This window comes from Pseudomonas sp. QS1027, from assembly GCF_002814235.1.
In the GTDB taxonomy this organism is placed as follows: domain Bacteria; phylum Pseudomonadota; class Gammaproteobacteria; order Pseudomonadales; family Pseudomonadaceae; genus Aquipseudomonas.
On record NZ_PHSU01000004.1, the window covers coordinates 116,137 to 128,858 of the forward strand.

Here is a 12,722-nt window from a genome sequence, read left to right on the forward strand (position 1 = left end):
CGGGCGCCTGGTTCATGAGCGGGGGTCGAAGGCATCGCGTAGCGCCTCGCCGATAAACACCAGCAGCGAGAGGATCAGCGCCAGGGTGAAGAAGGCGGTGAAACCGAGCCAGGGTGCTTGCAGGTTCTGTTTGCCCTGGCCGATCAACTCGCCCAGGGACGCGCTGCCGGCGGGCATGCCGAAGCCGAGGAAGTCCAGGGCCGTCAGGGTCGAAATCGCCCCGGTGAGAATAAACGGCAGGTAGCTCAGGGTGGCGTTCATGGCATTGGGCAGGATATGCCGCAGGATGATCTTGCGATCGGTCAGGCCCAGGGCCCGGGCGGCCTTGACGTATTCCAGGTTGCGCCCACGGAGGAACTCGGCGCGCACCACATCCACCAGGGCCAGCCAGGAAAACAGCGCCATGATGCCGAGCAACCACCAGAAATTCGGTTCGACGAAGCCGGACAGGATGATCAGCAGGTACAGCACCGGCAGGCCGGACCAGACTTCCAGCAGGCGCTGGCCGAGCAGGTCGATCCAGCCACCGTAGTAGCCCTGCAGGGCGCCGGCGGCAATACCGATCAGGGCGCTGATGGCGGTCAGGGCGAGGGCGAAGAGAATCGACACCCGGGCGCCGAAGATCACCCGTGCGAGCACGTCCCGGGCCTGGTCATCGGTGCCCAGCCAGTTCACCGTGGTGGGCGGACTGGGGGCCGGCTTGTTGAGGTCGTAGTTGGGCGTATCGGCACCGAACGGGATCGGCGGGAACAGCATCCAGCCGCCGTCCTTGGTGATCAACTGGCGCACATAGTCGCTACGGTAGTCGGCCTGGAAGGGTAGCTGGCCGCCGAATTCCTGTTCGGTGTAGCGCTTGAACACCGGAAAATACAGCGAGCCCTGGTAGTTGAGCACCAGCGGTTTGTCGTTGGCGATCAACTCGCCGCCAAGGCTCAGCACGAACAGCGCGGCGAACAGCCACAGTGACCACCAGCCACGGCGGTTGGCCTTGAAACGGTCGAGCCGACGCCGGCTCACGGGCGAGAGTCTGAACATCAGGCGTTCCTCGCGGCAAAGTCGATACGCGGGTCGACCAGGGTGTAGCAGAGGTCGCCGACGAGTTTTATCAGCAGGCCGAACAGGGTGAAGATAAACAGTGAGCCGAACACCACCGGATAGTCCCGCGACACCGCCGCTTCGTAGCTCATGCGGCCGAGGCCGTCGAGGGAGAAAATCACTTCGATCAACAGCGAGCCGGCGAAGAACACGCTGATAAAGGCCTGGGGAATGCCCGACACCACCAGCAGCATGGCGTTGCGGAACACATGGCCGTAGAGCACCCGGCGTTCGCTCAGGCCCTTGGCCCGGGCCGTGACCACGTACTGGCGGGTGATCTCATTGAGAAAGGAGTTCTTGGTCAGGATGGTCAGGGTGGCGAAACCGCCGATCACCAGCGAGGTGACCGGCAACACCAGGTGCCAGAAGTAGTCGGCGATCTTGCCCAGGGTCGAGAGCTGGTCGAAGTTATCCGACACCAGCCCGCGCACCGGGAACCAGTTCAGCGAAGTGCCGCCGGCGAAGGCGACGATCAGCAGCATGGCGAACAGGAACGCCGGCATGGCGTAGCCGATGACGATGGCGGTGCTGCTCCAGACGTCGAAACGGCTGCCGTGGCGGGTCGCCTTGCGGATGCCCAGGGGAATCGACACCAGGTAGGTGATCAGCGTGGCCCAGAGCCCGAGGGAAATGGTCACCGGCATTTTCTCCAGGATCAGGTCGGTGACCTGGGCGCCGCGAAAGAAGCTCTTGCCGAAATCCAGGCTGGCGTAGTGCTTGAGCATCAGCCAGAAGCGCTCGGGGGCCGGTTTGTCGAAGCCGTACTGGCGCTCGATGTCGGCGATCAGCTTGGGGTCCAGGCCGCGGCTGGCCCGTGAGGCGCTTTGCACTGAGTCGCCGCCACCGCCGAGGGCGCCGCCACCCGCGCCGCCGATCCCCTGCAAGCGGGCAATGGCCTGTTCCACCGGGCCGCCGGGGGCGGCCTGGACGATAACGAAATTGACCAGCAGGATCATCATCAGCGTCGGAATGATCAGCAGCAAGCGCCGCAGGGTGTACGCCAGCATCAGTGCTGTCCTCCGGAACTGCCGCGCTTGATCAGCTCGGCGGTCATCTGTTCGTTGGTCAGCGGGGTCGGGCTGACTTCCCACCAGGTTTCCACGGCGGGGTCATTGCTGGCCTGCTCCCTGGGGTAGCCGAAGCGGTTCCACCAGACCGTCGAGGTGCCCGGCGGGTAATAGTTGGGAATCCAGTAGTAGTTCCATTGCAGCACCCGGTCCAGGGCATGGGCGTAACTGAGCATCTGCGCCTGGGTATCGGCCTTGATCAGGCCGTTGATCAGGGTGTCCACGGCCGGGTTTTTCAGGGCCATGAAGTTGCTCGAGCCGGGGTCGTTGGCCGCCGCGGAACCGAAGTAGTTGTACAGCTCGATGCCCGGCGAGGTGGTGACCGGGTAGCCGCTGACGATCATGTCGTAGTCGCGGGCCTTGAGGCGGTTGACGTACTGCGAGGCATCGATACGGCGAATGTCCATGCGGATGCCGATCTGCGCCAGGTTGCGTTTATAGGGCAGCAGCAGCCGCTCCATGCCGTTCTGGGCATTGAGGAAGGTGAAGTTCAGCGGTTCGCCCTGGGCGTTGACCAGGCGGTCGCCATCGGGTTTCCAGCCAGCCTGTTCCAGCAGGGCCAGGGCCTGCAGCTGCTTGTCCCGCAGGTTGCCGCTGGCGTCGGTTTTCGGCGCTTCGAAGACTTGAGTGAAGACTTCGTCGGGGATCTGCCCGCGTAGCGGTTCGAGGATCGCCAGTTCCGTCTTGTCGGGCAACTGCCGGGCGGCCAAGGCAGTGTTGGAGAAGAAGCTCTGCTGGCGAATGTACATGTTACGCATCATCTGCCGGTTGCTCCATTCGAAGTCCCAGAGCATGGCCAGGGCCTCGCGCACGCGGCGGTCCTGGAACATCGGCTTTTGCAGGTTGAACAGATAGCCTTGCGCGGATTGCGGCGCTTCCTGGGCCAGATGGGCCTTTTGCAGGCGGCCATCGGTGAGGGCCGGGCTGTCGTAGCCGATGGAGTAGCCGGTGGCGGAAAACTCGCGGTTGTAGTCATAGGCGCCGCCGCGCAGGACCTGGCGGGCGACATCGGTGTCGCCGAAATATTCGAGGGTGAAACGGTCGAAGTTGTAGAGGCCGCGGCTGACCGGCAGGTCCTTGCCCCACCAGTCGGCATTGCGCTCGAAGGTGATGCTGCGCCCGGAGTCGATCTTGCTCACCTTGTAGGGGCCGCTGCCCAGCGGGGCTTCGTAGCCGCCGCCGTCGGCGAAATCACGGGTTTTCCACCAATGTTCCGGCAGCACCGGCAGGCTGGCGATATCCAGCGGCAATGAGCGGTTGTCGTTGTTCTTGAAGTCGAAGCGGACCTGGGTCGGCGACTCGACCTCGACGTCTTTCACCGCTTCGAACTGCATGCGATAGCTGAGGCTGCCCTGGGTCATCAGCAGGTTGTAGGTGTAGCGCACGTCTTCGGCGCTGATCGGCGTGCCGTCGGCGAAGCGGGCCTTGGGGTTCAGGTAGAACCGCAGGGACAGGCCGTCATCGCTGCGCTGCATTTTTTCCGCCACCAGGCCATAGACGGTGTAGGGCTCGTCGAGGGAGCGCACGGCCAATGGGGAGTAGATCCAGCCGTCGACCTGGGTGACGCCGGTGCCTTTGTCGACATAGGGCAGGATATGGTCGTACTGGCCGATCTCGATGGCCGAGCGGCGCAGGCTGCCGCCTTTCGGGGCGCGCGGGTTGGCGTAGTTGAAATGACTGAAGCCGGCGGGGTATTTGGCCGGTTCGCCATAGACGGTCAACGCGTGCTGCGCGGGGGCGGCGTTGGCGGACACGCCGGGAAACAGGGTCAGGGCGGTGAGTAGCAGGGATAGGGCCAGTCGCATCTTCAGCCTTAGAAGCCGGTTCGGAGTATCAGCAAGAACATGCACCGTGGCGAGGGGCAGGCCCTTCGCCACGGAGGCGGGCAGGATCAGTCCTGGCGACTGGTCACTTCCAGCAGATGGTAGCCGAACTGGGTTTTCACCGGGCCTTGTACGGTATTGACCGGGGCGCTGAAGACCACGGTGTCGAACTCCTTGACCATCTGGCCCGGGCCGAACGAGCCCAGGTTGCCGCCGTCGCGGCTGGACGGGCAGGTGGAGTTGGCTTTGGCGATCTCGGCGAAATCGGCGCCGCCTTCGATCTGGGCCTTGAGTTCGTTGCACTTGGCTTCGCTGGCAACCAGGATGTGACGGGCAGTGGCTTTGGCCATGGGGTGATACTCCTTTCAAGAAAGTGTCGAGATTACCGGATTCAGGCTGGATTTTCCCGGCAAAAGTTCCCGGCTGCGCGGTGTGTCGGACCTGTGGCGAGCGGGCTTGCCCGCGTTCGGCTACGCAGCAGTCGTAAAACCGGTAATCTCGGTTTACCTGATGCACCGGGTTCGCAGGTTTCAGGGCCGCTTCGCGCCCCAACGCGGGCAAGCCCGCTCGCCACAAAGGTTCAGGCGACAATAACGTCGTCAGTGCGCTGCTCACGCAGCTGTTCGGCCGCCCCACGCAGTAATTCTTCGGTCGCGTCCCAGCCCAGGCAGCCATCGGTGATCGAAACGCCGTAGCGCAGGTTCGGGCTCAGCGCCTGGCAACCTTCGAACAAGTGACTCTCAAGCATCATTCCGACCAACGAGCGATCGCCCCGCAAACGCTGCTCCAGCACATCGGCGAACACCGCCGGCTGGCGCAGCGGGTCCTTGCCGCTGTTGGCGTGGCTGCAATCGACCATGATCCGCGGTGCAATCGACTGTTTGGCCAGGCCGGCCCGCACCTGGGCCACGCTGTGGGCGTCGTAGTTCGGCCCGCGATGGCCGCCGCGCAGCACCAGATGGGTGTCCGGGTTGCCCGCCGTCTGGATGATCGCCGGGTGGCCCTGGCTGTCGACGCCGAAATGCCGATGGGCATGGGCCGCCGAACGCATCGCATCCGCCGCGATACCGACACTGCCGTCGGTGCCATTCTTGAACCCCACCGGCATCGCCAGGCCGCTGGCCATTTCCCGGTGGATCTGCGATTCCGTGGTCCGCGCGCCAATGGCGACCCAGCTCAGCAGGTCATCGACATAACCGGCGGCCATGGGTTGCAACAGCTCGGTGGCAATCGGCAGCCCCAGGCGCAGCATCTCGCGCATCAGTTCACGGGACAGGGCCAGGCCGCCGGCCATGTCATCGCTGCCATCCAGGTGCGGGTCGTAGGCCAGGCCTTTCCAGCCCACCGTGGTCCGGGGTTTCTCGATGTAGGCGCGCATCACCAGCAGCATCTGGTCGCTCACATCGCTGGTGAGGTCAGCCAGCCGGCCGGCGTATTCCAGGGCTGATTGCGGGTCATGGATCGAGCAGGGGCCGACGATCACCAGCAGGCGCGGGTCTTCACCGTTGAGGATGGCGCGCACGGCGCGGCGGTGGCGCTCGACCTGTTCGCCAAGGCTGGCATTGAGGGGTAGGTGCTGCTTGAGCTGCAGCGTGCTGGGCAGGCGCTGGGTCAACGGCTCGTTGGCCGATGGCAGGACGGAGGACGGCAGGGCGCAGAGAGAAGAATTCATGTTCGGGCTTCCTGGGCTGGCGGCGGGTGTTTCCCGCGCGCGGCCCTACTGGGGTGTTCGACAATCAGCCGGACTGGCTGTGAGTGTGTGCGTGCCACCTGTGCGTGACCGTTCGGAGGCGGCGTGCTGTCCCGAGCGGAGGTTGCTAAATCGCCAGGCGCCGGTGATGTCGTAGCGGTAATAGGTGGAGTAGTTCATGTCGGTATTCCTTGATTTAAAAAGTCGGTTGCAAAATTTGGAGCCTGAAAAAACAAAACCCCCGGTCGGGAGGCCGACCGGGGGTTGAGAATTCTCTGGTAGGCGACCCCTGTATTCAGTGGGCGCCGGTTGGGTATCAGGCGCGCCAGTGGCTAAACCAATACCCAAAATAAAAGCTCACGCGGGTGCCGACCGTGCTCATCCGGGCAGCCGCGACCGAGCGCGAGGCGCTGGCGGTATGGCGAAGCTGGGATTGAGTCAGGTGCATGGTGTAACTCCGTGTGAATGTCGCCGAGCTTACTAGAGCGCTATCGCCCTGTTCAATCAGAAAATTCTATGAGAACCCGCGAGTAGGCTCTATCGCTTAAATGCGCCAAGTCTTTATGACACACTCGACAGATATTTCCGATCTGATTGTCAGGACTGAATCATGAGCGTGTTTACCCTTGCCGCTGCCCAAGCCGTCTCGATTGCCGGGGACCTGCCAGCCAATATCGCCCGACACCTGGCGTTCATGCGCCAGGCCGCGGAGCGGGGCGTGGAGTTCCTGCTGTTCCCCGAATTGTCGTTGACCGGCTATGAGCGCAGCCTGGCGGCCGGCTTGGCGATTACGCCGGGCGACCCGGTACTGGCGCCGTTGCGCGAGCTGGCCCGTGAGCTGAAACTGGTGACCGTGGTGGGCATGCCGATACGCCTGTCCGCCGAGGGCCCGGTGCTGATCGGGGCACTGACATTCGGCGCCGACGGTTCCTTGCAGGTCTACAGCAAGCAGCACCTGCACGACGGTGAAGAGGTCGCGTTCACCCCTGGACACGGCGGTGAGCCGTTGACAATTGCCGATGAGCGCATTGCTCTGGCGGTTTGTGCTGACTTTTCCCACGCAAGTCATCCGCTACGGGCCGCGCAATCTGAGGCTAACCTTTACGCAGCCAGTGTGTTGATCACTGAGAACGGTTATGGACCCGATACTGCCTTGTTGCAGGGCTATGCTCGGGACCACGGCATGGCGGTGCTGATGGCCAACCATGGCGGTATGACGGGAGGCTGGCAGTCGGCGGGGCGTAGCGCGCTCTGGGCGGCTGGCGGGCAGCGGGTGGTGGTGGCTGAGGGGGAAGGGGATGTGCTGGTGATCGGACGTCGTGTCGCCGGCCAATGGTCCGGGGAGGTGATGTCGGTGACGGGCCTGTGAACGGGGGCTGGCGTTTTCGTCCGGCCCTGGGCGCGGACCTGGCATTCGCTCGGGAACTCACGCGCCAGAACATGATGGCTTACTACTGTGAGTACGATCTGCTCTGGCTGGATGAGGCCTTTGACCAGGCTTGGGCCGGGCGGCAGAACGAGCTGTTGTGTGACGGCGAGCAGGTGCTGGGTTTTGTCAGTTTCAGTCGCGATGCCAAGGCGTTGTACATTCGCGAGTTGCAGCTGGTCGAGGCGGGGCGAGGTCATGGCCTGGGCAGTTGGCTGATCGGGCAGGCAAGGGAAATTGCCTTCAGAGAGGGGCGTCGTGAGTTACGCCTGACGGTGTTCAAGAGCAACCCGGCCCAGCGGCTGTACCTGCGTCAGGGCTTGACCGTCGTCGGCGAGGACGAGTGCTTTTTGCGCATGAGTCTGACGGCTTGAAAACTGCATATTGCAATTACTGACGATACTTTGGGAATAGTCCTACGCTCCGCTGAATGAAGCGCATACTGAACCTGACAATTCGGGAATTACTCACTCGAATTGTCGGTGTCGGACGGGATGATTCCATCCTTCATGCCCAGTAGGACCGCCACCTTATGGGCTTCCCCACGCCGTCCCTTTTTTCGCCCAGCGAGCACTTGATAGGTGGTTGCCGGGTCGACGCCATGCTCGCGCGCAAACTCCTGAACCGATTTTCCTTGGTGTTCCAGCCAAGCCTTGGCTTGTGCAGCAGTGCGGATACCGGGCATAGTTCAAAACCGTTCAAATGTGTTTAATGCTTGTTGAGTATATCACCCCGAAGGGTGTTTAAAATGGGATCTTACATCCAAATGAGTGGAATTGGTTCGCGATTGCGACAAGAGAGAGAGCGGCTGGGTTTGTCGCAGAAAGCTTTTGGTGAAATCGGAGGCGTTGAGGCCAACGCACAGGGCAAATATGAAAGCGGTGATCGCGCACCGAAAGCCGACTATTTGTCCCGTGTGGCTGCACGGGGCGTCGATGTGCTTTATGTGCTGACCGGGCAGGCGACGCCGATGCAACTGGATAACCTCAGCCAGGTGGAAGAGAAAGTCTTGGGCAACTATCGGGTACTGCAAAAGGAAGATCAGGACGCGATTCATCGACTGACCACCACCCTGGCTGAAACCGCCGGGCCTTATGGGCCAAACGGCCGGGCCGGCTCTCGTGACTCCTGAGTCACATCATTTCTGACGAAAACCGCTTGCCGTCCGGCAAGCGCTTATAGCGTATTGATACTCTTATGTGACGCTTGCAGCTAGGTCAGACCCGTGGTTTTTTGCTAAGGTGGTCAATAACCTGATAAGACCAAATTCGTGAGGTGTCTGCTTGATTAGGGTGCTAGTAGTCGATGACCATGATCTTGTGCGTACAGGCATTACGCGGATGTTGGCGGACATCGACGGTCTGCAGGTCGTGGGGCAGGCTGAATCGGGAGAGGAAGCCTTGCTCAAGACGCGGGAACTCAAACCCGATGTAGTGCTGATGGACGTCAAGATGCCTGGCATCGGTGGCCTGGAGGCCACGCGCAAATTGCTGCGCAGTCATCCGGACATCAAGGTGGTGGCGGTGACCGTCTGTGAAGAAGACCCGTTCCCGACCCGCTTGCTGCAAGCCGGGGCGGCCGGTTACCTGACCAAGGGCGCGGGCCTGGCGGAAATGGTCCAGGCGATTCGCCTAGTGTTTTCCGGGCAACGCTACATCAGCCCGCAGATTGCCCAGCAACTGGCGCTCAAGTCGTTCCAGCCGGCCAGTGACTCGCCGTTCGACGCCTTGTCCGAGCGCGAAATCCAGATTGCGCTGATGATAGTCGGCTGCCAGAAAGTCCAGATCATCTCCGACAAGCTCTGCCTGTCGCCGAAAACCGTGAATACCTACCGCTATCGGATTTTCGAGAAGCTGTCGGTCAGCAGTGATGTCGAATTGACGCTCCTGGCGGTTCGCCACGGCATGGTCGATGCCGGCTGACAATGACTGACCTGTTCGATTCCAGTGCCTTCCTGTCGACCTGCAGTGGCCGCCCCGGCGTCTACCGCATGTTCGATGGCGACGCACGCCTGCTTTATGTCGGCAAAGCCAAGAACCTGAAGAAGCGCCTGGCCAGTTACTTTCGCAAGACCGGCCTGGCGCCGAAGACGGCGGCATTGGTGGGGCGTATCGCCCAGGTGGAAACCACCATCACCGCCAATGAAACCGAGGCGCTGCTGCTGGAGCAGACGCTGATCAAGGAATGGCGGCCGCCCTACAACATCCTGCTGCGCGACGATAAATCCTATCCCTACGTCTTTCTCTCGGACGGCGACTACCCGCGGCTGAGCATTCACCGTGGGGCCAAGAAAGCCAAGGGCAAGTATTTCGGGCCTTATCCGAGTGCCGGGGCGATTCGTGAAAGCCTGAGCCTGCTGCAAAAGACCTTCCTGGTCCGCCAGTGCGAGGACAGCTACTACAAGAACCGCACCCGACCCTGCCTGCAATACCAGATCAAGCGCTGCAAGGCGCCGTGTGTCGGGTTTGTGGAGCCCCAGGTGTATGCCGAGGATGTGCGCCACTCGGTGATGTTCCTCGAAGGGCGCAGCAATGCCCTGACCGACGAATTGAACGCCGGCATGGAACAGGCGGCCAGCACTCTCGATTTCGAGCGGGCGGCGGAGCTGCGTGACCAGATCTCGCTGCTGCGCCGGGTCCAGGATCAGCAGAGCATGGAAGGAGGCACCGGCGATGTCGACGTGGTCGCGGCCTTCATCAACCCGGGCGGCGCTTGTGTGCACCTGATCAGCGTGCGCGGCGGACGGGTGTTGGGCAGCAAGAATTTCTTCCCGCAGGTCGGTATCGAGGAGGACGTCTCCGAAGTGCTGATGGCGTTTCTCGGCCAGTACTTTATCGGCAGTCCCGAGCGCGACCTGCCGAGTGAGCTGATCGTCAACGTGGTCCACGAAGACTTCCCGACCCTGATCGCCGCCATCGATGGGCTGCGCGGTCGCGAATTGGCCATCAGCCATCGGGTGCGCGGTACGCGGGCGCGCTGGCAACAATTGGCGGTGACCAATGCCGAACAGGCCCTGGGCGCACGCTTGGCCGATCGTCAGCATATGGCCGCACGTTTCGAAGCCCTGGCCGAAGTGCTGAGCCTGGACGAGCCGCCACTGCGCCTGGAGTGTTACGACATCAGTCACTCCAGCGGTGAGGCGACGGTCGCGTCCTGCGTGGTATTCGGCCCGGAAGGCCCGATCAAGTCCGATTATCGCCGTTACAATATCGAAGGCGTTACGGCCGGCGACGACTATGCGGCGATGCACCAGGCGCTGACCCGACGTTTCAGCAAGATCAAGGATGGCGAGGGCAAGTTGCCGGACATCCTGCTGGTGGACGGTGGCAAGGGCCAGTTGTCCATGGCCCGCGATGTGCTCAATGAGCTGGCGGTGCCGGACCTGATCCTGCTCGGCGTGGCCAAGGGGGCGACGCGCAAGGCTGGTTTCGAGACCTTGTACCTCAACGACGCGGCCCATGAGTTCACCTTGAAAGGTGATTCGCCGGCCCTGCATTTGATCCAGCAGATCCGCGACGAAGCCCACCGTTTTGCCATTACCGGACACCGTGCGCGGCGTGGCAAGACCCGTCGAACCTCAACCCTGGAAGGGGTGGCGGGGGTGGGGCCGAAGCGTCGCCGTGAACTATTGAAACATTTTGGTGGATTGCAGGAGCTGTCCCGTGCCAGCATCGACGAGATCGCCAAAGCACCTGGGATCAGTAAAAAGCTCGCTGAGTCGATTTATGCAAGCCTGCACAGCGAGTAGAATGCCTTTCAACCTCGTAGCCAGTTGTGCCGATGAATATCCCTAATCTGATCACCGTTCTACGCGTCGTACTCATTCCGATTTTCATTTTGCTGTTTTACCTGCCTTACCAGTGGAGTTACATGGCGGCCAGTTCGGTGTTTGCCTTTGCGGCGGCGACGGATTGGCTGGACGGTTACCTGGCCCGTCGCCTGGAGCAGAGCACGCCGTTCGGCGCGTTTCTCGATCCGGTGGCGGACAAGCTGATGGTGGCCGTGGCGCTGGTCTTGCTGGTGCAGGAGCATGGCAACCTGTGGTTGACCTTGCCGGCGGCGGTGATCATCGGTCGTGAGATCGTGGTCTCGGCCCTGCGCGAGTGGATGGCTGAAATCGGGGAGCGGGCGCAAGTCGCCGTTTCCAACATGGGCAAGTGGAAGACCGCGGCGCAGATGCTGGCGTTGGTGATCCTGCTGGCCAATCCTTCGGACTTCAGCTTCTGGGTGCTGGTGGGCTATACCTTGCTGATGGCGGCGGCGGTGCTGACCTTGTGGTCGATGCTGCAGTATTTGCGGGCGGCGTGGCCGCATTTGAAGTTCAATTCGGAAAATCCTGAAAAGAAATAAAACTATTTTGAATCAAGGGGTTGACGGGGTGCGTAGATTCTATAGAATGCGCATCACCAAGACGCGGGAATAGCTCAGTTGGTAGAGCACGACCTTGCCAAGGTCGGGGTCGCGAGTTCGAGTCTCGTTTCCCGCTCCAAATACACAAAAACGCCACTCAATAGAGTGGCGTTTTTGTTTGTGCGTTTTTTAGTCTGTTATCTCTTTTCCTGGAAGCGATCATCAGACAATTCGCTTTCCATCGACTGTTGAATCGATGTGCATGCCATCTGGCATCGTTCAATCGCTGAACAGATCAAACATCAGTTGCCGGAACCATTTGTTGGCCGGGTCCCGATTGTATTTGCCGTGCCAGAACAAGTTGATGGCGATCTCGGGAAGCGGCAGAGGCAAGGGCAGGCTCGTCAATCCGAAGGGCCCGGTGCAACTGTTGGCGAAACGCTCGGGCACCGTGGCGATCAGGTCTGTGTTCTGCAGGATATGGCCGACGGCGACAAAGTGTGGGACCTCCAGTCGAATGTCGCGTTGCAGACCGGCCCGCTGCATATGTGTATCGATCTCTCCATGTCCCGTGCTGGCGGCGATGATCCTGACATGCCCGAACTCGCAAAAGCGCTCCCGCGTCATGGGCTGTTCAGTGAGCGGGTGGCCCTTGCGGCACAGGCACACGTAGCGATGGTGGAATAGGCGCCTCTGATAGAAGCCCGCTTGCAGATCCGGCAGCAATCCAACGGCCAGATCCACCTTGCCATTGGCAAGATTCTCGGAAAGCTCGGCATTGCTGCGCAATGTGCTGACCGATATTCCGGGGGCCTGTTTGAGCAGGGCATCGATCAACCGTGGCATGAAGTAAATCTCCCCGATATCGGTCATCGCCACGACAAAGCGCTTCCGGCTGGTTGCCGGATCGAACTCGTCATGGCGATTGATCGCGCTGTGTAGCAAGCCGATCGCCTGAGAGACCGGTTCGGCCAGTTGAGCGGCATAGGGCGTCGGTTGCATCCCCTGATGGGTGCGCACAAACAGCTCGTCGTTGAACGTGGTCCGCAAACGCTTGAGCGCATTGCTGACGGCGGGCTGGGTCAGCCCAAGGCTCTCGGCCGCAGCTGAAACACTTCTATCCATCAGCAGTTGGTGAAAGATCACCAGCAGATTCAGATCCAGTTCACGCAGGTTCATCGCGACATTTCTCGGCTTTGAGTCGGTTTCTGAAGGGGAATGTGTATTCAGGTTGGTGATAGTTTGTATGGGGATCAGGGTATTTATCAACG

At 61.4% G+C, this 12,722-nt stretch carries 14 protein-coding genes and 1 tRNA gene; 7 read left to right on the forward strand and 8 right to left on the reverse strand.

Annotation, left to right across the window (positions count from 1 at the left end; all coding sequences use genetic code 11):
• Positions 1-12 precede the first annotated feature (12 nt).
• The 6 genes from CWE01_RS04350 to CWE01_RS33775 form a co-directional block, all read right to left on the reverse strand.
• Positions 13-1,035: an ABC transporter permease gene (locus CWE01_RS04350; protein ID WP_100939304.1), complete on the reverse strand. Its 1,023-nt coding sequence runs from the start codon at positions 1,033-1,035 to the stop codon at positions 13-15.
• Positions 1,035-2,102, reverse strand: a complete 1,068-nt coding sequence (locus CWE01_RS04355) for a microcin C ABC transporter permease YejB (RefSeq protein WP_100939305.1) — start codon at positions 2,100-2,102, stop codon at positions 1,035-1,037. Before CWE01_RS04355 ends, CWE01_RS04350 begins: the two co-directional genes overlap by 1 nt.
• On the reverse strand, positions 2,102-3,967 hold the full coding sequence (locus tag CWE01_RS04360; RefSeq protein WP_100939306.1) for an extracellular solute-binding protein: 1,866 nt from the start codon (positions 3,965-3,967) through the stop codon (positions 2,102-2,104). Before CWE01_RS04360 ends, CWE01_RS04355 begins: the two co-directional genes overlap by 1 nt.
• Positions 3,968-4,053: 86 nt before the next feature.
• The gene (locus CWE01_RS04365; RefSeq protein ID WP_100939307.1) at positions 4,054-4,335 is read right to left on the reverse strand and encodes a peptidylprolyl isomerase; all 282 of its coding nucleotides are present in this window, start codon (positions 4,333-4,335) and stop codon (positions 4,054-4,056) included.
• A 230-nt stretch (positions 4,336-4,565) separates the two neighbouring features.
• Complete coding sequence (locus tag CWE01_RS04370; RefSeq protein WP_100939308.1) at positions 4,566-5,657, reverse strand: 3-deoxy-7-phosphoheptulonate synthase; 1,092 nt, start codon at positions 5,655-5,657, stop codon at positions 4,566-4,568.
• A 334-nt stretch (positions 5,658-5,991) separates the two neighbouring features.
• Complete coding sequence (locus tag CWE01_RS33775; protein WP_256346849.1) at positions 5,992-6,123, reverse strand: hypothetical protein; 132 nt, start codon at positions 6,121-6,123, stop codon at positions 5,992-5,994.
• Positions 6,124-6,285: 162 nt separating this feature from the next.
• Here CWE01_RS33775 and CWE01_RS04375 point away from each other — a divergent pair, with 162 nt between their 5' ends.
• Both CWE01_RS04375 and CWE01_RS04380 read left to right on the forward strand, forming a co-directional pair.
• The gene (locus CWE01_RS04375; RefSeq protein WP_100939309.1) at positions 6,286-7,044 is read left to right on the forward strand and encodes a carbon-nitrogen hydrolase family protein; all 759 of its coding nucleotides are present in this window, start codon (positions 6,286-6,288) and stop codon (positions 7,042-7,044) included.
• Complete coding sequence (locus CWE01_RS04380) at positions 7,041-7,475, forward strand: N-acetyltransferase (protein ID WP_100939310.1); 435 nt, start codon at positions 7,041-7,043, stop codon at positions 7,473-7,475. The genes CWE01_RS04375 and CWE01_RS04380 overlap by 4 nt, the downstream gene beginning before the upstream one ends.
• An 89-nt stretch (positions 7,476-7,564) precedes the next feature.
• Here CWE01_RS04380 and CWE01_RS04385 read toward each other — a convergent pair whose 3' ends face one another.
• Positions 7,565-7,786, reverse strand: a complete 222-nt coding sequence (locus CWE01_RS04385) for a DNA-binding protein (RefSeq protein WP_100939311.1) — start codon at positions 7,784-7,786, stop codon at positions 7,565-7,567.
• An 81-nt stretch (positions 7,787-7,867) separates the two neighbouring features.
• Here CWE01_RS04385 and CWE01_RS04390 point away from each other — a divergent pair, with 81 nt between their 5' ends.
• From CWE01_RS04390 to CWE01_RS04410, 5 genes are all read left to right on the forward strand, one after another.
• Entirely contained in the window at positions 7,868-8,233 is a 366-nt protein-coding gene (locus tag CWE01_RS04390) for a helix-turn-helix domain-containing protein (protein WP_100939312.1), read from the forward strand.
• 151 nt (positions 8,234-8,384) lie between these two features.
• Complete coding sequence (uvrY, locus tag CWE01_RS04395; protein ID WP_100939313.1) at positions 8,385-9,023, forward strand: UvrY/SirA/GacA family response regulator transcription factor; 639 nt, start codon at positions 8,385-8,387, stop codon at positions 9,021-9,023.
• Positions 9,024-9,025: 2 nt separating this feature from the next.
• Positions 9,026-10,849: an excinuclease ABC subunit UvrC gene (gene uvrC / locus CWE01_RS04400; RefSeq protein WP_100939314.1), complete on the forward strand. Its 1,824-nt coding sequence runs from the start codon at positions 9,026-9,028 to the stop codon at positions 10,847-10,849.
• A gap of 32 nt (positions 10,850-10,881) precedes the next feature.
• The gene (pgsA, locus tag CWE01_RS04405; protein ID WP_100939315.1) at positions 10,882-11,451 is read left to right on the forward strand and encodes a CDP-diacylglycerol--glycerol-3-phosphate 3-phosphatidyltransferase; all 570 of its coding nucleotides are present in this window, start codon (positions 10,882-10,884) and stop codon (positions 11,449-11,451) included.
• A 63-nt stretch (positions 11,452-11,514) separates the two neighbouring features.
• A tRNA-Gly gene (locus CWE01_RS04410) sits at positions 11,515-11,590 on the forward strand.
• Positions 11,591-11,730: 140 nt separating this feature from the next.
• On the opposite strand, the gene CWE01_RS04415 is transcribed toward CWE01_RS04410, so the two are convergent.
• A complete protein-coding gene (locus CWE01_RS04415) occupies positions 11,731-12,630 on the reverse strand; it encodes a LysR family transcriptional regulator (RefSeq protein ID WP_100939316.1) in 900 nt (299 codons plus the stop codon).
• Positions 12,631-12,722 lie beyond the last annotated feature (92 nt).

Coding starts and splice junctions, on each gene's coding strand:
- CWE01_RS04370 (WP_100939308.1), bottom strand. CDS start 5,657: ATGAATTCTTCTCTCTGCGCCCTGCCGTCCTCCGTCCTGCCATCGGCC.
- CWE01_RS04360 (WP_100939306.1), bottom strand. CDS start 3,967: ATGCGACTGGCCCTATCCCTGCTACTCACCGCCCTGACCCTGTTTCCC.
- CWE01_RS33775 (WP_256346849.1), bottom strand. CDS start 6,123: ATGCACCTGACTCAATCCCAGCTTCGCCATACCGCCAGCGCCTCGCGC.
- CWE01_RS04390 (WP_100939312.1), top strand. CDS start 7,868: ATGAGTGGAATTGGTTCGCGATTGCGACAAGAGAGAGAGCGGCTGGGT.
- CWE01_RS04350 (WP_100939304.1), bottom strand. CDS start 1,035: ATGTTCAGACTCTCGCCCGTGAGCCGGCGTCGGCTCGACCGTTTCAAG.
- CWE01_RS04375 (WP_100939309.1), top strand. CDS start 6,286: ATGAGCGTGTTTACCCTTGCCGCTGCCCAAGCCGTCTCGATTGCCGGG.
- pgsA (WP_100939315.1), top strand. CDS start 10,882: ATGAATATCCCTAATCTGATCACCGTTCTACGCGTCGTACTCATTCCG.
- CWE01_RS04385 (WP_100939311.1), bottom strand. CDS start 7,786: ATGCCCGGTATCCGCACTGCTGCACAAGCCAAGGCTTGGCTGGAACAC.
- CWE01_RS04415 (WP_100939316.1), bottom strand. CDS start 12,630: ATGAACCTGCGTGAACTGGATCTGAATCTGCTGGTGATCTTTCACCAA.
- uvrC (WP_100939314.1), top strand. CDS start 9,026: ATGACTGACCTGTTCGATTCCAGTGCCTTCCTGTCGACCTGCAGTGGC.
- CWE01_RS04355 (WP_100939305.1), bottom strand. CDS start 2,102: ATGCTGGCGTACACCCTGCGGCGCTTGCTGCTGATCATTCCGACGCTG.
- CWE01_RS04365 (WP_100939307.1), bottom strand. CDS start 4,335: ATGGCCAAAGCCACTGCCCGTCACATCCTGGTTGCCAGCGAAGCCAAG.